This is a genomic window from Formicincola oecophyllae, from assembly GCF_006542395.2.
GTDB lineage: Bacteria > Pseudomonadota > Alphaproteobacteria > Acetobacterales > Acetobacteraceae > Formicincola > Formicincola oecophyllae.
Map to the genome: position 1 here is coordinate 1,303,324 of NZ_CP038231.1, position 17,344 is coordinate 1,320,667.

At 61.2% G+C, this 17,344-nt stretch carries 15 protein-coding genes and 1 pseudogene; 11 read left to right on the forward strand and 5 right to left on the reverse strand.

Features of this window, described 5'->3' with window-relative positions; genetic code table 11:
- The first annotated feature begins 137 nt into the window (after window positions 1–137).
- Complete coding sequence (locus E3E12_RS05830) at window positions 138–362, forward strand: hypothetical protein (RefSeq protein WP_141443476.1); 225 nt, start codon at window positions 138–140, stop codon at window positions 360–362.
- A 124-nt stretch (window positions 363–486) separates the two neighbouring features.
- Here the strand turns inward: E3E12_RS05830 and E3E12_RS05835 are convergent, their stop codons facing one another.
- The 5 genes from E3E12_RS05835 to E3E12_RS05855 all read right to left on the reverse strand — a co-directional run bounded on the left by E3E12_RS05835 (window position 487) and on the right by E3E12_RS05855 (window position 5,896).
- A complete protein-coding gene (locus E3E12_RS05835; RefSeq protein WP_141443477.1) occupies window positions 487–1,089 on the reverse strand; it encodes a hypothetical protein in 603 nt (200 codons plus the stop codon).
- Window positions 1,090–1,125: 36 nt separating this feature from the next.
- Entirely contained in the window at window positions 1,126–1,875 is a 750-nt protein-coding gene (locus E3E12_RS05840) for a 2OG-Fe dioxygenase family protein (RefSeq protein WP_206338642.1), read from the reverse strand.
- A gap of 193 nt (window positions 1,876–2,068) precedes the next feature.
- Window positions 2,069–3,331, reverse strand: a complete 1,263-nt coding sequence (locus tag E3E12_RS05845; RefSeq protein ID WP_168194405.1) for an NAD(P)/FAD-dependent oxidoreductase — start codon at window positions 3,329–3,331, stop codon at window positions 2,069–2,071.
- Between the two features lie 227 nt (window positions 3,332–3,558).
- Window positions 3,559–4,794, reverse strand: coding sequence for a bifunctional glutamate N-acetyltransferase/amino-acid acetyltransferase ArgJ (argJ, locus tag E3E12_RS05850; RefSeq protein ID WP_141443480.1), 1,236 nt, complete (start codon window positions 4,792–4,794; stop codon window positions 3,559–3,561).
- Window positions 4,795–4,993: 199 nt separating this feature from the next.
- Entirely contained in the window at window positions 4,994–5,896 is a 903-nt protein-coding gene (locus E3E12_RS05855; RefSeq protein WP_141443481.1) for a peptidylprolyl isomerase, read from the reverse strand.
- 529 nt (window positions 5,897–6,425) lie between these two features.
- Between E3E12_RS05855 and secA the strand changes: the two genes are divergently transcribed.
- From secA to tolB, 10 genes and pseudogenes are all read left to right on the forward strand, one after another.
- Window positions 6,426–9,164, forward strand: a complete 2,739-nt coding sequence (gene secA / locus E3E12_RS05860; protein WP_141443482.1) for a preprotein translocase subunit SecA — start codon at window positions 6,426–6,428, stop codon at window positions 9,162–9,164.
- 142 nt (window positions 9,165–9,306) lie between these two features.
- Window positions 9,307–10,059, forward strand: coding sequence for a YebC/PmpR family DNA-binding transcriptional regulator (locus E3E12_RS05865; protein WP_141443483.1), 753 nt, complete (start codon window positions 9,307–9,309; stop codon window positions 10,057–10,059).
- Window positions 10,060–10,155: 96 nt separating this feature from the next.
- Window positions 10,156–10,632 (forward strand): annotated as a pseudogene (gene ruvC, locus E3E12_RS05870) (crossover junction endodeoxyribonuclease RuvC); the annotation flags it as partial.
- Window positions 10,633–10,864: 232 nt separating this feature from the next.
- On the forward strand, window positions 10,865–11,470 hold the full coding sequence (gene ruvA / locus E3E12_RS05875) for a Holliday junction branch migration protein RuvA (RefSeq protein ID WP_141443484.1): 606 nt from the start codon (window positions 10,865–10,867) through the stop codon (window positions 11,468–11,470).
- A gap of 134 nt (window positions 11,471–11,604) precedes the next feature.
- Window positions 11,605–12,666 carry a Holliday junction branch migration DNA helicase RuvB gene (gene ruvB, locus E3E12_RS05880; RefSeq protein WP_141444124.1) on the forward strand — a complete coding sequence of 354 codons (1,062 nt, stop codon included), beginning with the start codon at window positions 11,605–11,607 and terminating at the stop codon, window positions 12,664–12,666.
- Window positions 12,663–13,127, forward strand: a complete 465-nt coding sequence (locus E3E12_RS05885; protein ID WP_240810449.1) for a YbgC/FadM family acyl-CoA thioesterase — start codon at window positions 12,663–12,665, stop codon at window positions 13,125–13,127. The genes ruvB and E3E12_RS05885 overlap by 4 nt, the downstream gene beginning before the upstream one ends.
- 196 nt (window positions 13,128–13,323) lie before the next feature.
- Window positions 13,324–14,112, forward strand: coding sequence for a protein TolQ (gene tolQ, locus E3E12_RS05890; protein WP_141444126.1), 789 nt, complete (start codon window positions 13,324–13,326; stop codon window positions 14,110–14,112).
- A 3-nt stretch (window positions 14,113–14,115) separates the two neighbouring features.
- Complete coding sequence (gene tolR, locus E3E12_RS05895) at window positions 14,116–14,532, forward strand: protein TolR (RefSeq protein WP_141443485.1); 417 nt, start codon at window positions 14,116–14,118, stop codon at window positions 14,530–14,532.
- Between the two features lie 13 nt (window positions 14,533–14,545).
- On the forward strand, window positions 14,546–15,571 hold the full coding sequence (locus tag E3E12_RS05900; protein ID WP_240810450.1) for an energy transducer TonB: 1,026 nt from the start codon (window positions 14,546–14,548) through the stop codon (window positions 15,569–15,571).
- A gap of 258 nt (window positions 15,572–15,829) precedes the next feature.
- Complete coding sequence (gene tolB, locus E3E12_RS05905; protein ID WP_141443486.1) at window positions 15,830–17,209, forward strand: Tol-Pal system beta propeller repeat protein TolB; 1,380 nt, start codon at window positions 15,830–15,832, stop codon at window positions 17,207–17,209.
- Window positions 17,210–17,344: the final 135 nt, after the last annotated feature.

Genomic DNA, 17,344 nt, shown 5'->3' on the forward strand with positions numbered 1-17,344 from the left:
CAGCAGGTCACGTGCTGCGCATGGCGTGCTGTTTAACGTGCGGGCCCCTGGTCCCTTCGCCTTGGCATAGTGAACAGTGCCTTTACTTTGGGGCTGTTTATCACCATGCCTCTCCCTCAGCAAAAAGGAGTGAACCTATGAGCACTCATGATGCCTCCAATGACACCATCGACACCTTGCCCCCTGAGAAACTGCCCCAAGCGGTGAAGTTTGTGGTGTGGGATGGCCCCCAGCTTGAGCGCGAAACAGTGCGTAAACTGCGCGCGCGCCTTTTGGCCCGCCAGGATGCAGACCACGCTGAGCTGCAGCGTGCTGTGCGCATGTGTGAAAGCTTTCTGGAAGGGCAAAGCCGCCCTGAATAAGGGCATTCAGGTGACCTGGCCCTTGAGCATATCTGGCCTTGAGCCTTTAGGAACGCCAAAAGGGCACAGAAACGCCGATCGATAGGCGCCACCGTGCCCTTCAGCGGGCTTGAAACCGCCGTCCTTAAAACGAGTTTGGCCTTTTAGTGGGTATGGCGGCGCTTGGAACGTTTGACGACATGGTGGCGCTTAGTCTTGGCCGTTGACGGTTGGGTGCCACAGCGCCTTGGCTTTTATAGGCTTTGCCATTCCAGGCCAGGCGCTGGTCGTCATTAACCAGCAAATCTTGCATGCCGTTATGGTAAGTTGGCAGAAGGGCAATACTGCCATCTACAGCGTCAAGCGCAGGGGCCCACCCTTCAGGGGTGTTGAGCCAAACACTGGTAGTGCAGCCAGCCGACCCACACAGCCACATAGACTGCAATTGCACAAACAGCGCCTTGCGCGGGCTGTGCTGCCCCAGGTTGAGCTCCGCCAGCTGGACCGTCACATGGTCATGGTGGGCGTTGGCGTCAGCGATGTCATCAGCGTTGAGGGTGCGGGCGTCAGCGTCAAGGGCACTTCCAGGCTGGCTTGAAAGCTGCACAGGGATGCTGCCAGCAACAGCTGCTGTCGCCTGCCCAGGAACTGTTAGCGCAGCAGCCCCTGCCAGAAGGGTGGCTGCTGCCAAAGCCGCCCCCCAGCTGCGAGGCAGGAAAACGCGGGTGATGGGGAACCTGGTTTTCATGTGTTTTTCTTCCAGTTCTCTGTGGTGGCCCACAGTTTACTCATGCCGCATGGTAATGACCAGCACATCGCGCCATGCTGGCTTGTCCTCAACCACAGGCTTTACCGGTGTGGCGCCATGATAAACCTTGTGGTCGTTCACAAAAGCCACATCCATGGGGTTGGTGAGGGTGAAATGACCAAGGGGGGTTTTCTTGTCCAAAGCCGTGATGGTGGTGTCGCCCTGCTGCACATTGCGCCGTTGCACCATCATGGCATAGACCCAATCGACGCCATCGCGGTGCAGTCCCTCAGGGTTGGGGTTGCCATCCATGCCAGGGGCGGCCTCAATGCGGAACTGGTGCACTTCCACATGCCATGATGGTGGGCGCTTTTCAGGCGCGGTCAACGCGTTGGCGCGGCTCAAGGCGGCCTTCAGGCACGCCTGCATGGCAGGGTGGTGGGCGATGTGGTCTTCAATGGGGTTGAACCACCGTTCCACCCCACCATTGATGGGGTTGTAATCACGGCTTTGGTAATGGGGCTGGTGTGGTTTGCGCGTCAGAATGGGTTCCTGCCCTTCAGGGCAGCGCACGGAAAAAACCGCATAGCGGCGGCGGCGGTAACGGCCGCCATCAGCCATGAAGCGGTCAACGCCCAGGTTGTTCCAGCTTTCCGCAAAGCCAGGCCAGTCCTTCAAGCCGTAACCTTCAAGCCATGGCATGGTCTGCATGGCAGGCGCGTAGCCAAAGCCTTTGCTGGCCAGGTCAGCGCCAAGGGAAGCGGGCACAGGGGGCAGTGCAGTCATGATCGGTCCTCCAGACATTCGCTGCCCCGCTTAGGGAGAGGGGGCGCAGGCTGCAAGTGAAACTGGTGCAACCTTTCAACCAGCCCCGCCAGCTGAAGCCCATGGGGTGTTGGTCCCAAGCTTGGGGCAGGGCCGCGCCCCAAAGGCACAGCCCTGGGTGACCACACAGGCAAAGCGCTTGTGGCTTGTGCGCTTAGAAGGGGCTATGGGGTGGTTCGGGGTGCAGCAAATGGCCAATCAGGCGCTCTGCCGCTGAAACCGGCCCAAAAAGGGAGGCCAGGTACTTGTAGTACAGCGAGCGGTGCGCCATGCCGACAATTTTGCCGCACAGCCCCGTGCCGCCGAAATCCTTGTCGCTGGGGGCGACATACCAGGCATCAAAATCACCCAGCATGACGATGACGCCACGGTTGTTGAACACGAAATTGCCCGGCTTGCGTCCAGCCAGGAAATCCTGCACCGCGTAGCCAGCGTAGAAGCCCTGCTGGTTGGCTACCTGTGCTGTGCTGGGTAGTGGCTTCTCAGCAATGGCTGAACAATCCCCAAGGGCGAAGATGGCAGGGTCCTGCGTGGTTTGCAGGGTAGGGCCAACCACCAGCTGGCCCATGCGGTTGCGCTCCAGCTCAGCGAAGATGGCCGTGCCATCCACAGCTTTGACACCAGCTGCCCACACGCGCACGTCAGCTTCCACGAACTGGCCACTTTTCAGCTTGAAGCCCTTGTCGGTGACTTCAGCCACAGCGGTGTGGTCGAGCACCTGATAGCCGATCTTGCTCATTTCGCGCGTCATGCTGACGGAGACGTTCTCAGGCATCCTGTTGAGGATGCGCGGCGAAGCTTCCAGCAGGCTTGCGCGGAAGAGCTGCTCGCGGCCTTTTTTGCCCAGCCCCTTGGTGCGGTCGATGGCCTCCACGAAGTTGCCGGAGAGCTCAACGCCTGTTGGGCCACCGCCAACCACAGCCACTTTCAGGGGTTCTGAGGTGGCGTGGGCTTTGGCCATGCCATTCCAGAAGTGGTCGTAAAGAACGCGCGCTTGGTCGACCTTGTCGAGGAACAGGCAGTTATCCTGCGCCCCAGGGGTGCCGAAATCGTTGGAGCGCGCCCCCATGGAAACGATGAGGGCATCGTATGGCAGGGTAATGCCACCTTCCAGCGTCACGCTTTTGGCGCTGCGGTCAACAGAGGCAGGCTTGTCCTGGACAAAGGAGAAGTTGAAGCGCCTGGCCAGCTCATCAAAGGGGAAGAGATTGCCCTTGAAAGGCATGGTGCCTGTGGCAAGCTCGTCAAAAAGGGGCTTCCAGACATGGACAGCGTTGGGGTCCACCAACGTGACGTGGATGTCTGAACGGCGTTGGAGCGAAATGGCAGCCGCCAGGCCGCCAATGCCACCACCAAGGATGACGACGTTCTGGTGGGGGTGGCTTGCGGGGGTGTTGGTGGCGTTGGGCTCTGACATGGCAGGGGTTTCCTCAAGTGTCATGGGGCCGGGGCAGTTGGGCAGGCCGTGATGGTGTCCCAATCTTGGAAAATCATGGTCGCGGCGGGACCTTCCCCGCAGGCGCTGGTACTTTCCGCGCCCTGACAAAAAATTAAGGTGCGCTTCAGCCTGATCACCTTAGAGGGGGGGAAAACGTTACTCAAGTGGGGGTGAACCCATTGGAGCCAGGCTGCGCAACCACCTTGTCAACTGCGGTAAGAACCGTTGATGTCGATGTAACCATGGGTCAGGTCGCAGGTCCACATGCACGCTGCGCCATCGCCCATGTTCAAATCTACCAAAATGGTGATTTCAGGCTTTTTCATGGCAGCATCGACTGCGCTGCTGTCATAGCCTGGAACAACGGCCCCTTTGTGGGCCACCTCCACCCCGCCCATCCAAATGCTCAAACGATCACGGTCGGCGGGGACGCCGCTTTTGCCCACAGCCATCACCACCCGTCCCCAATTAGCGTCTTCGCCAGCGATGGCCGTCTTGACGAGGGGCGAGTTGGCGATGGCGCGCGCGACCTGACGGGCTGCAGCGTCATCCATGGCCCCTTTGACTGCGACCTTGATCAATTTGGTGGCGCCTTCACCATCACGCACCACCATCAGGGCCAGTTCCTGCAGAAGGCTGTCGAGGGCAGCTTTGAAAGGCCCCAGGTCAGGCTGGCCAGCATGGGTGACGGGAGGGTTGGCCACCTGCCCAGTGGCGAAAAGCATCAGCATGTCAGAGGTGGATGTGTCTGAATCCACCGTGATGCTGTTGAAGCTGCCCTGGACGCCTTCATCAAGCAAAGCTTGCAGAACGCCCTGGGGCAGCGTTGCATCTGTGACGACATAAGCCAGCATGGTCGCCATGTCGGGCGCTACCATGCCAGACCCTTTGGCCATGCCCTGAATGACCACAGGCACGCCGCCAATCGTGGTTTCGCGCCTGGCTGCTTTGGGGAAGGTGTCGGTCGTCATGATGGCCCGCACAGCGCCAGCCCAATTGTCGCTGTCCAGTTTAGCGATGGCTTCTGGCAGGGCCTTGATGATTTTCTCAGCGGGCAGAACTTCCCCGATGACACCGGTGGAAGCTAGGAAGACCTCATCTTCAGGGCAGTGGAGGAAACGGGCCAAAGCTGCTGCGCTTTGGTTTACGGTTTCCTCCCCAGCTTTGCCTGTGAACACGTTGGCATTGCCTGAATTGACCAAAAGGGCGCGTGCCTGGGGGGATTTGGCCAGTGCCATGCGGCACCACACCACAGGTGCGCCTGGGCAAGCGTTGCGCGTGTAGACCCCAGCGGCCGTGGTGCCTGGCGCCAGGACAAGCAACATCAGGTCATCACGGCCATGGTAGCGAATGCCCGCCTCCACAGCAGCCAGGCGCACACCCTTGACGGGCGGCAAGATGGGGAGAGGTGTGGCCAAGGGGGAGGTGGCAGTGGCGGCCATGGTGGGTCCTCAAGGCAAGGTGGGATTGAAAGGGCCTTGAGCTTACCACCAGCGCGCTCTGCCACCCTAGACGGAAAAAGCCCCAGCCCTGAAGCCAGCCATGCAAAGGACTCAGCGCTAGGGAGGGAGCTTCACGGCAGCCATGGCCAGCTTGATGGAGCCAGCCCGCTGCTAAATGGTGGACCTACTTATTTGGCGCTTATTTAGCGGGCACCACTTTGCCGTTGACATCGTAACGGACGACCTTGGCGGCTTTTTGGGCGTTGTCGATGACTTTCTTGACATCATCACGGATCAGGATAGCGCGGATGCGGTCCTTTTCCTGCGCAAAAGAGGGCACGGGGGCTGTGCGTGTGCCCAGCACCTGAATCACATGCCAGCCATATTGTGTGTGGACAGGCGTCTGCGAGATGGAGCCGGGCTTCATGGTGAAGGCGGCGTCAGAGAAGGCAGGGATCATGTCGCCGCGCTTAAACCAGCCAAGATCGCCGCCGTTTTGGGCCGCCGTGCCCTTGTCAGCTGAATCAGCAGCGGCCAGCTTGCTGAAGTCAGCCCCCTTGTCCAGCTGCTTGATGATGGAATCGGCCTGCTCCTTGGTGTTGACCAAGATGTGACGGGCGTGGATCTCCTCCTCAGGTTTACGGTCAGCATAGTGTTTGTCGTAATAGGCTTTCAGGGCGCTGTCCGTAATCATGGGGCGCACCTTCTGCTCCAGGTAGGCATTCTGGAGGACGGCATCAGCGGCGGACTGCATAGCAGCTTTCACGTCAGGTTTGTTTTCCAACCCATCCTTAATGGCAGCTGCCTGGATGACCTTCTGGTCGATGAGCTGGTTAACAACGATGGGCACCAACACCGTTGGGTTGCTGCGCAAGGACTGGGCGGCAGGGGGAAGGGACTGAATGGTTTTCTGCACATCGCCAAGGGTGATCTTTTCACCATTCACGCTGGCGATCGTCATGTTGGGGTTCGCGGCAGCCTTGGCTGGGGCGGCTGGTGCCTGGGGGTTTGCCGCTTGGGCCAAGCTGGGCGCGGTGCTGAGCGCGCACAGTGCCAAAGCCGCGCCAGAGAAGATGGAATGGGAAAGGCGTTTATGCCGCATGGGAAACCTCAGTGATGACAGGCACCCGCTGGGGGCACCGGGGGACGCGTCCTTGGGGACTTGATGATGGGGCTGTGAGCCTACTGGCGCCATGGCGCTGCCAGGTGAAGTGGGCCGCACTGGCTTGGCAGCATGTTGGCCCCTGCGCACGGGGCTGGGCTGGCCCTGTGGTCCCTAAGGCTCTGCCCACAAGTCCAAGGTGCCAGGGCAGCCCCATAATGTTCGTGCTCATGTGCAGGCTGCACCATGGCAAAGCTCATGGCGCGCTGCAAGGGATGGAAGGCGCCTTATTGTGCTGCCCTGAACTGCACCCTGGCACTGTGCGATGCCCCCCAGCCCTGTTGCGCAGGTGAAACAGTGCCTTGCGCTGGCGGGTGGGGGTGCTTATCTCCAAGCACAGGGGCCATGCTGCCCAAAGGCCGTGACGTGCTTGATTGGCGGCAGTCCCTTCAACGATGCGGCATGTTCAGTCCAGCGCCCGCACCCCAAAACCGCCACCCCAAGCCTGCCGGGAGTTCAGCAGACCCTCATGCTTTCACGAGTTGCACGCGCCCTGTTTGGCTCAGCCAATGACCGCACCCTCAAGGCCTACCGTCAGCGTGTTCCGGCCATCAACGCCCTTGAAGACAGTGTCCGGGGCCTGACTGATGAGGCTCTGCAGGCCAAGACAGCCGAGTTCAAACAGCGCTTGGCCAAGGGGGAGACCCTGGACGACCTGCTTTGTGAGGCCTTCGCTGTCTGCCGCGAAGCCAGCCGCCGCGTTCTGGGCAAACGTCATTTCGATGTGCAGCTCATTGGCGGCATGGTCCTTCATGATGGACGCATCGCTGAAATGCGCACTGGCGAAGGCAAGACTCTGGTCGGCACGCTGCCTGTCTACCTCAACGCGCTGGGGGGCAAAGGCGTCCACGTGGTGACGGTTAACGATTACCTAGCTAGCCGCGATGCCGCTGAAATGGCGCGGCTTTACAGTTTCCTGGGGCTGACCACGGGTGTGGTCGTGCCCAACATGCCTGATGAGGAACGCCGCGCCGCCTATGGGTGTGACATCACCTACGGCACCAACAACGAGTTCGGCTTCGATTATCTGCGCGACAACATGAAATATTCCTTGGAGGAGCTTGTCCAGCGCCCCTTCAACTTCGCCATTGTCGATGAGGTGGACAGCATCCTGATTGATGAGGCGCGAACCCCCCTTATCATCTCTGGCCCTGCTGACGACAGCTCAGAGCTTTACGAGGCCGTAGACGCCGTCATGGTGGAACTGGTCAAGGACCCCAAGCATTATGAGAAGGAGGAGAAGCACCGCACCGTCATCCTGACGGAAGAGGGCACCCACGCGGTGGAAGAGCTGCTGGCCAAGGCGGGCATCCTGCAGCATGGCGGCCTTTACGATGTGCACAACGTCACACTTGTTCACCACGTTCAGCAGGCGTTGCGGGCCCACACCCTGTTCACGCGCGATGTCGACTACATCGTCCGTGATGGCAAGGTCATGCTGATTGACGAATTCACAGGCCGCATGATGGATGGCCGGCGTTATTCCGATGGCCTCCACCAGGCCCTGGAAGCCAAGGAAGGGGTGGAGATCCAGCAGGAGAACCAGACCCTGGCCTCCATCACGTTCCAGAACTATTTCCGCCTCTACCCCAAACTGGCTGGCATGACGGGCACCGCCATGACGGAGGCTGACGAGTTCATGGAGATCTACGACCTTACCCCTGTCGCCATCCCCACCAATCTGCCTGTCAAGCGCCAGGATACAGATGATGAGGTTTATTTGAACGAGGGCGACAAGTTCAACGCTGTTGCTAACCTCGTCAAGGAGATCAACGCCAAGGGCCAGCCCGTTCTGGTGGGCACGACCTCCATTGAGAAAAGTGAGCACCTCTCCAACCTGCTGCACCAGAAAGGGATTGCCCATAATGTGCTGAACGCCCGCCACCATGAGCGCGAAGCGGCCATTGTGGCGCAGGCGGGCGCGCCAGGGGCCATCACTATCGCTACCAACATGGCGGGGCGCGGCACCGACATTAAGCTGGGCGGCAATTTGGAGATGCTGACTGAGCAGCGCCTCCACGGCGTGGAGGACGCGGCTGAACGTGAACGTTTAGCTGAGGAAACCAGGCGCCAGGTGGAGGAAAACCACAAAAAGGTGCATGAGGCGGGCGGCCTTTACGTGATTGGCACCGAACGCCATGAAAGCCGCCGCGTGGACAACCAGTTGCGCGGGCGCGCGGGCCGCCAGGGTGACCCTGGCAATTCACGCTTCTTCCTGTCGCTGGACGATGATCTCATCCGTATTTTCGGCACATCGCGCATGGCGCCGATGATGCAGAAGCTGGGCTTGAAGGAAGGGGAGGCCATCGTCCATCCCTGGCTCAACAAAGCGTTGGAGAAGGCCCAGAAGAAGGTGGAGGCGCGCAATTTCGACATGCGCAAGAACACCCTCAAATATGATGATGTTATGAATGACCAGCGCAAGGAGGTCTATGCCCAGCGCCGTGCCTACATGCTGCAGCAGGACCTTTCAGCAGAAGTCGCTGAGATGCGCTCCCAGGCGGTCATGGACATGGTCCATGCGCACATCCCTGAAAAATCCTTCCCTGAAGCTTGGGACATGGAGGGCTTGGCCCACCAAGTGCGTGAATCGTTGAACTTGGACCTGCCCGTGCAGGCCTGGGCTGAGGAGCACGACATCACTGAGGATGTGGTGCTGGAACGCTTGGAAAAGGCGACAGCCCAGGCTGCCCAGGCCAAAGCCCAGGCCTTGGGTCCTGACATGATGCGCCTGGTGGAGCGCCACGTGGTGCTGACGTCCTTTGATGCCGTCTGGAAGGAGCATTTGCACGCCCTTGACCATCTGCGCCAAGGCATCGGGCTGCGGGCTTATGGGCAGCGCGACCCGCTTAATGAATACAAGCGGGAAGCCTTTGAGATGTTCAGCGCCATGCTTGATGAACTGCGGCTGCGCGTCACCAGGACGCTGGCCTATGTGCAACTAGCCCCAGCGCCGTCCACCCCTGCGCCCCAGCCGCCCTTGGACCAGCCAGCACCAGCTGGGGGTGAGCAGCAAAGTCTGCCCACCCAAGCCCAGCAAAGCCTGGAGCAGCCCTCACCCCTATCCCCCGCCCCTGCGTCTTCAAGCCAGGCGGGGGATGTGGATGAAGCCACCGTAGCCCAATGGCGCCAGCATTTGGCGCGCAACGCTCCATGCCCTTGTGGCAGCGGGGTGAAGTTCAAGCATTGCCATGGCCGCGTTGGCTGAAAACGCTCTCTGACCTTACCTGCCAGGCCCCAACCCGGTTGGCAGGTGGGGTGGCGCTTTTGTAAGAACGCCTGAAGCAGCCCTACTGGCTGAAACAACAAGCAACCTTACCCCTAATCTGAACGAGGCAAGCAGGAACGACATGGCAGGACATTCCAAATTCAAGAACATCATGCACCGCAAAGGCGCCCAGGACGCCAAGCGCGCCAAGCAGTTTGCCAAAGTCATCCGCGAAATCACGGTTGCGGCGCGCTCTGGCCTGCCAGACCCTGCCATGAACCCACGCCTGCGCGCTGCCATGATTTCAGCGCGTGAGGTCAACATGCCCAAAGACGTAGTGGAGCGCGCTGTTGCTAAAGCTTCGGGCGCGGCTGGCGGCGATGATTACAGCGAAGTCCGCTATGAGGGCTACGGCCCAGCCGGCGTGGCCGTGATTGTGGAGAGCCTGACCGACAACCGCAACCGCACGGCCTCTGACGTGCGCGCCGCCTTCTCCAAATTTGGTGGCTCGCTGGGGGAGACAGGCTCTGTGGGCTTCATGTTCGACCGCATTGGCGTTGTGGCTTATGACGCTGACGCTGCCAATGAGGAGGACATGCTTGAAGGCGCCATTGAGGCAGGCGCTGATAACGCGGAGCTGACAGAGGACGGCCACGAGGTCACCTGCGCGCCAGAGCAGCTCAACAATGTGCGTGAAGCCCTGGAAAAGCGCTTTGGCGAGCCACGCTCTGCCAAATTTGATTGGCGCCCTACCACCACGACCATGCTTGATGAGGAAAAGGCCCGCACGGTCCTCAAACTCATTGACGTTCTTGAGGAGAATGATGATGTGCAGTCCGTCTACGCCAATTTTGAGATCCCCGATGACGTCGCCGAACGCTTGAGCCAGGACTAACGCAGGCCGGTGGTGTGGCGAGAGGACCCAACCTCTTTGAAAAGCCATGTTAGGGAAGGCCAAGTTAGGCCAGCCTCCTCCAGGGCAGTTGCTGGCGTGCGGCTTTTGGGGGTGGATCCGGGCTTGCGCTACACAGGTTGGGGTGTGGTTGAATGTGTCGGCAACAGGATGTTTTACCGTGCTAGCGGCATCATCACGCCAGACGTCAAATTGCCCATGGGGCAACGCCTGTGGCGCCTGCATGAAGGGTTGTGGGACGTCATCACCCAGCAAAACCCCCATGAGGTGGCGGTGGAGGAAACTTTTGTCAACACCAACCCCGCCACAAGCCTGCGCTTGGGGCAGGCACGCGGCGTCATCCTTATGACGCCTGCCAGGGCGGGATTGGTGGTGGCTGAATACAGCGCGCTGCGCATTAAGCAAGCTGTGGTGGGCACTGGCCGTGCCAGCAAGGAACAGGTGGCGCAGATGGTCACACGTCTTCTGCCTGGCGCCAGCCCAAGGCGTTCTGATGAAGCCGATGCCCTGGCAGTGGCCATTTGCCACGCCCACCACCGCCAAGCGCCTGTCCAGGCGGTAACGTCCAGAGCTAGTGCCAAGCAGGTGATGCTTCCTTCCCAGCGGCACAGCCCTGTTGCGCCAGCGGCGGCCATGCTGGCCCGCTTGGTGGCTGAAGTCGGCAGGGACTCTGGAAAGGCCACAACCTTGCCAAGCAGGCCACGGCGGCGCAAATGCAGGTGAGGCGCTGGCTACTGTTCCTTGGGGGAGATCTTGCCCAGAGCCGGCGTGAAAAGTGGGGGGACAAATGATTGGCAGACTAACAGGCCTGGTGGAGGAAGCGGGGGAGCATGGCTGCCTGATTGACGTTAACGGGGTTGGCTACAATGTCATGGCTTCAAGCCGCACCTTGGCTGCGCTCAGCCGCCCTCCCAAGGTGGCGCGTGTCCTGACGGAAATGGTGGTGCGTGAGGACGCCATGCAGCTTTACGGCTTTGCTACCGCTGAGGAACGTTCCCTGTTCCGCCTGCTGACCACTGTTCAGGGGGTGGGGGCGCGCGTGGCGCTGGCCATCCTTTCACTGGCGCCGCCTTCAGAACTGGCCATGGCCATCGCCGCTGGCGATAAGGCCATGTTCACCCGCGCTGCCGGTGTGGGGCCCAAGTTGGCGGGGCGTCTGGTCAGTGAACTGGCTGGCAAGGTCCCGGACATGCCTATGGCGCAAAGTGGCGTTAAAGTTCCCTCTGGCGCTGGTGGCGCCGGTTTGCTGGAGGACTTGACGGGCGCCCTGCTTTCGCTTGGTTACACGCGCTCTGAAGCGTGGCCAGTGGCCAGCAGGGTCATCGGCGCCAATCCAGGTGCTGGCCTGAACCAGCTCGTTCCCTTGGCTTTGCGTGCCATGAGCACCCCTTAATGGCGTGCGCCAGCCCAACGAAGCCCAGCTGGACAACAAACCCTAAACCAACTGCCAAAATGCTAGGATGAGGCGATTAAGCCCCACCCGTACCGACATGGAATGACATGAACCAGCCGCCCAACGACCCTGCCATGCCGATTGAACGCCCTTTGAGCGCTGAATTTCAGGCTGCAGATGCACCTGACCACGCGCTGCGCCCACGCACACTGGCTGATTTCACAGGGCAGGAAGTGTCTAGGGCCAACCTAGCTGTTTTCATCCAGGCCGCGCGCACCCGTGGGGAGGCCCTCGACCATGTGTTGCTTCATGGGCCCCCAGGCCTGGGCAAAACCACCTTGGCGCAGATCATCGCCACAGAACTGGGCGTGGGGTTTCGCGCCACCTCTGGGCCTGTTATCCAGCGTGCTGGCGATTTGGCGGCTATCCTTACCAATCTTCAGCCCAATGACGTGCTGTTCATCGATGAGATTCACCGCCTGCAGCCCGCCATTGAGGAAATTCTCTACCCTGCCATGGAGGATTTCCAGCTTGACCTAGTGATTGGCGAAGGGCCAGCGGCGCGCTCCGTACGCATCGATTTGCCGCCTTTTACGTTGGTGGCGGCCACAACCCGCTCTGGCCTTTTAGCCAAGCCACTGCGTGACCGCTTCGGCATCCCCATCAGAATGGTGTTCTACACCCCTCTGGAATTGCAGCACATTGTGCTGCGCGCAGCCAGCAAGCTTGGTCTGGCTTTGACAAGTGATGCCGCCTTGGAAGTGGCGCGGCGTTCACGCGGCACCCCGCGTGTGGCGGGGCGTCTGCTGCGGCGCTTGCGCGATTTCGCTGCCGTGATGGGGGGCGCTGGCGCTGAGGTGACGCGTGCGCAGGCCAACAGCGCCCTCAACCGCCTGGAAGTGGACGCTAATGGCCTGGACGCCATGGACAGGCGCTACCTGTCGCGCATTGCCGAACATCACCAAGGCGGCCCTGTTGGCATTGAAACTTTGGCAGCCGCCCTTTCAGAAGGGCGCGGCACTTTAGAAGACGTGGTGGAACCTTACCTGATCCAGGAAGGGCTTGTACTGCGCACGCCGCGTGGGCGCATGTTAGGCCGCCAGGGCTGGGAAGCGTTGGGCATGGTCCCGCCGGCCGGGTTCGCGCAGCAGGATGATTTGCTCTCAGGCACTGCTGGCGCTGAAGGGGCGCCATGATGACCCTCCCCGGTCCCTTGCCGCTTGACGCAGGGCACAAGTGCCGTTTCAGGGTTTACTATGAGGATACGGACGCTGGCGGCATCGTCTACCACGCGCGCTACCTGGCCTTTGCTGAGCGTGCCCGCGCGGAGGCGCTGCGCGCCCATGGACTGGAGGTAGGCAAGCTTGCGCAGGAGGGGGTGAGTTTCGTAGCGCGCCATCTGGAGGTGGACTACAAATTCCCTCTGCGCTTGGATGAGGTGTTCGAGGTCCAGACCACCGTCACCAAACAACATGGAGCGCGGCTGTGCCTGCAGCAGCGCATTCTGGCGGTGGAGGGGGACGGCCAGCGGGTGGCCGTGCTGCTGCAGGTGGAGCTTGCCTGCGTGCACACGCATTCAGGCAAGCCGCAGCGCATACCCTCATCATGCCAGCGCGCCCTGCGTGGGCTTGAGCTGCCAAACCAGCTCTCAAGCTGAGCTTGTGCGCTCAAAGGAGTTGGGGCGCTTGCCCATTCATCCCAGGCGCTGAAAGGGGGCTGGCGCTGCGGCGCGCTTCAGGGCATCATCCATTCAAGACCCCCCAGGTGTGCCTTGGCGCCATGCTTCTTGAGCAATGCCTTCAAAACGGGCGCCCCAGCAGACACCCACCCATGACCGGGAGATGACAAAGGCAATGGAGCAGAACATGGCGGCAGGTGCCGCACAAGCCGTTTCCCAAGCAAGCCTTCAACCGGCAGGGGGACTTTCCCCCTTGCAGCTGTTCCTCCATGCCTCCCTTACCGTGCAGCTTGTCATGGTGGGGCTGTTCCTGTGCAGCGTGTTTGTGTGGGCTGTCATCATCCAGAAGGTTATTTTCCTCAAGCGCCTCAACAAGGAAGCCACTGTGTTTGAGAATCGCTTCTGGGCGGGCGGCTCCCTCGATGCGCTTTATGAAAACGAGGGCGTGCGCCCCTCTGGCCCCATGGCGGCGGTGTTTGGCGCGGCCATGGCTGAATGGCGCCGCTCTCATGCTGGTGGGGTGGACATGACGCGCCCAGCCACGCAGGAACGCATCGACCGCGCCATCAACGTCACCATCGCGCGCGAGAATGAGCGCCTCACACGTTTTATGTCGGCGTTGGCCACTATTGGCCCTGTGGCGCCTTTCGTGGGGCTTTTCGGCACGGTGTGGGGCATTATGCACGCTTTTGACGCCATCGGGGCCATGCACAACACCAACCTTTCCGTTGTGGCGCCTGGCATTTCGGAAGCCCTCTTCGCCACAGCATTGGGTTTGTTGACGGCCATTCCAGCTTACGTGGCCTATAACCTCCTCTCCCGCGCCATCGATAGCTTCGATGAGCGCATGGAGAATTTCGGCACTGAATTCGCAGCTATCCTCTCCCGCCAATCGGAGGAGCAACGTGCCCGCGCCCTCAAGGGCGCCCCCCAGCCAACCAGCGACCTCCAGGGCCAGGGCTGAGCGATGGCGATAGGGCAGAAACGGGCGCGCCGCCGGCCAGAAGCCGCCATTAACGTCACCCCCTTGGTGGATGTGATGCTGGTGCTGCTGATCATCTTCATGGTGGCAGCGCCCATGATGACAAGCGGCATCAGCGTTGACCTGCCCAAGGCCAGCGCCAAGCCCCTCAACACGGACACCAAACCCATCACAGTCTCCATGAAGTCGGACGGCAGCGTGTGGATCGGTGACGCGCCCATCAGTGAGGATGCGCTCGTCAGCCGCCTACTGACTGATTCGCACAATGACACTTCGCGCCGGGTCTTCGTGCGGGCGGACGCCAAGATCGACTATGGCCAGGTGATGAAGCTCATGGGGGTCATTACCTCTGGTGGCTTCACGCATGTGGCGCTTCTGGCCCAGGCCCAGAGCGAGCATTGAGGGGCAGCGCGCCTTGAACGCCCCCCCAGACAACGCGGCCCCTGTGGCGGTGGGCCCCATGGTGCGGCAAAGTAACCCGGCGCGCGTGGGGGTTGCGGCGTCCGTAGTGCTGCATGGCCTGATGATTCTGGCCCTGCTTTGGGCAGTAGATGAAAGCGCCCCCCCCTTGCCGCCCCAGCCTGAGCAATCAGTGGACATGGTCTTTGAACCAACGCCTGATTCACACCCAGCCCCCCACAGTGCTGTGCGCGCCCCCCATCCCGCACCGCAGATGCCAGAGCCCAAACCGCAGCCCCCCCAGCCAGAGCCCGCTAAGGAACCCAAGCCTGAGCCGCCCCCTCCTTCGCCACCGCCACCACCTGAGGCAACCTCCCATCCCAAGCCCACGCCGGAGGTCAAACATGCCGCGCGCACTCCAGTGAAGGTGGAAACGCCAGCCCCCAGCATGATTGAGGCCGGCCATAAAAAGGCGCCCAAAACCAAGGCCCCTGTGGAAGCCAAGCTGCAGGCCCCTGAACACAAGGTGGAGAAGAACCCCCCCAAACCCATGGCTTCGCACACGCACCAGCCGCGCCAGGCCCCTAAGCACCAAGCCAACAGTGATTCGCTGCTGGCCACGCTTGACGAGTTCAGGACCAAGGAAAAGCAGACCCGCCCCCCCAAAGCCCGCGCTAGCGCACCTGTCAGCGGTGGCGTGCGCAAAGGGGGCGGTTCGCCTGATTCAGACACTAAGGCCTTAGGCCTGGGGGAGCAGAAGGCCATCGGCAGTGCTGTGCGCCGTTGCTATTCCGAAGACACGGCAGCGCGTGATTACGCCAGTTTCACAGCGCACCTGGTGGTCACAGTCGATGAGCGCGGCATGGCGCGGCTTGTGAAATTCGCCCCTGAAACAGCAGCCCGCATGGCTTCGGACCCGCTCTACAGGGCGCGTGCTGAGCGCGCGCGCGCAGCGGTGCTAAGCCCTGAATGCTCCCATTTGCCAGTGCCCTCACGCCTTCTTGGGTCTGTGCGACAGTTCCGTTTCGTGTTCAGGCCTTAAAGTCCCCTGAAGTTGCCCAGGTGTGAAAGCGGCCGCCTAACTCCCTCCAGCTTTTAACTCCCTAAGATGCGCTGAAAAGCGGGGCGCGTTGTGTTATCAAGGGCTCACAGGGTTTGGGCAGCCCCAAGGCCGCCACAGCTTGCAGGGATTGGCTGGAGGGGCGGACGCTTTTGCGGTTCCCCAGGCGCCGGTTTTCGTCCAATGTTTCCAAGCTGCCATCAGGCAGCTGTTTTCCTAGCCAACAGGGAGCCGCTCCGCATGGGTCTAGAACATGAAGGCAAAAAGCCCGCTTCTCTCATTCTGCCTGAGAAGGCCCGGCCAAGCCTGGTGACAAGCCGCCGCCGCCTGCTCCAAGGGGGCACGACGGCGTTGCTTCTGGCAGGCTTGGGCACATGGGCCAGGCCGCTTCAGGCTATGGCCGGTGATGCTGAAATCACGGTCGACAAAGCCCACCAGGACCCCATCCCCGTTCTGGTGCCTGTGTTCAACGGCCCTTATGGCGCCCAGATCAGCTCTGTTGTGGGGGCGGACCTCGACAGCACAGGCCTGTTCCGCGTGATGGGCGGTCCTGCTGAAGCCACCCCAGACCTAGCTGCCCTCAAGGCGCGCGGCCTGCGCGCCGCAGTGGAGGGGACCGTCAGCGGCAGTGGCACGCTGCGGGTGGAGATGCGCCTGTGGGACGTGACAAGTGGCCAGCTCCTCCAAGGTACCGCTTACAGTGCTCCTGCTAACGACTGGCGGCGCATTGCCCACATCATCGCTGATGCCATCTATGAACGCCTTTTGGGGGAGCCAGGCTACTTCGACACCAGCATTGCCTACATCGCCCGCACAGGCCCGCGCCGCCACCAGCAGACGCGCCTGGCCATTATGGATTACGATGGCGCCAATGTGCGCTACCTGACCTCCGGGCGTTGGCTGACGCTTGAACCGCGCTTCAGCCCCTCTGGCACGCAGGTCGCCTTCCTGTCCTATGCTGACAACCGCCCCCGCGTTTACCTCTATGACCTGCCCACAGGCCAGCAGCGCCTCCTGGGGCAGTTTGAAGGCATTTCCTATGCACCCCGCTTTGCGCCAGACGGGCGCTCTGTTGTGCTAGCTGTCACCACCCGCAATGGTGGTTCTGACATTTACAGCGTTGATTTGGGCACAGGCACGCGCCACCAGCTGACAGATGCCCCTGGCGTGATCGACACCAGCCCCTGCTACAGCCCTGACGGGCGACAGATCGTCTTCAACTCCGACCGTGGCGGCAGCCCCCAGCTGTACGTCATGAATGCGGATGGCAGCGGCGCGCACCGCATTTCTTATGGCGCTGGCCATTATGGATCGCCTGTGTGGTCACCGCGTGGCGACCTCATCGCCTTCACCAGGATGCAGCATGGCCAGTTCTCCCTGGGCGTCATGAACCCAGACGGCTCTGGCGAGCGCACCTTGACGCGTGGCTTCACTGTGGAAAGCCCAAGCTTCGCCCCTAATGGGCGTGAGATCGTCTTCTGCCGCCAGAACGCGGCTGGCCAAGGGGGCGCTGGCTTCAGCAGCAGCTTGGGCATGATTGACGTCTCAGGCTTTAATGAGCACACGGTGCGCACCCCCACGGGTGCTTCAGACCCTGCCTGGTCCCCCTTGCGCCACTAAAAGGGGCACAACAGCCCCTGCTGGTGGTTTTTGGGGCGGGAAGCTTTGAAGGGCCACCTCAGGGCATTCATTTTGGCGCCGGAGCTTGGTTAATCAGCCAGGGGCATTGACGGCGGGCAAAAGGGGATGTTCTGC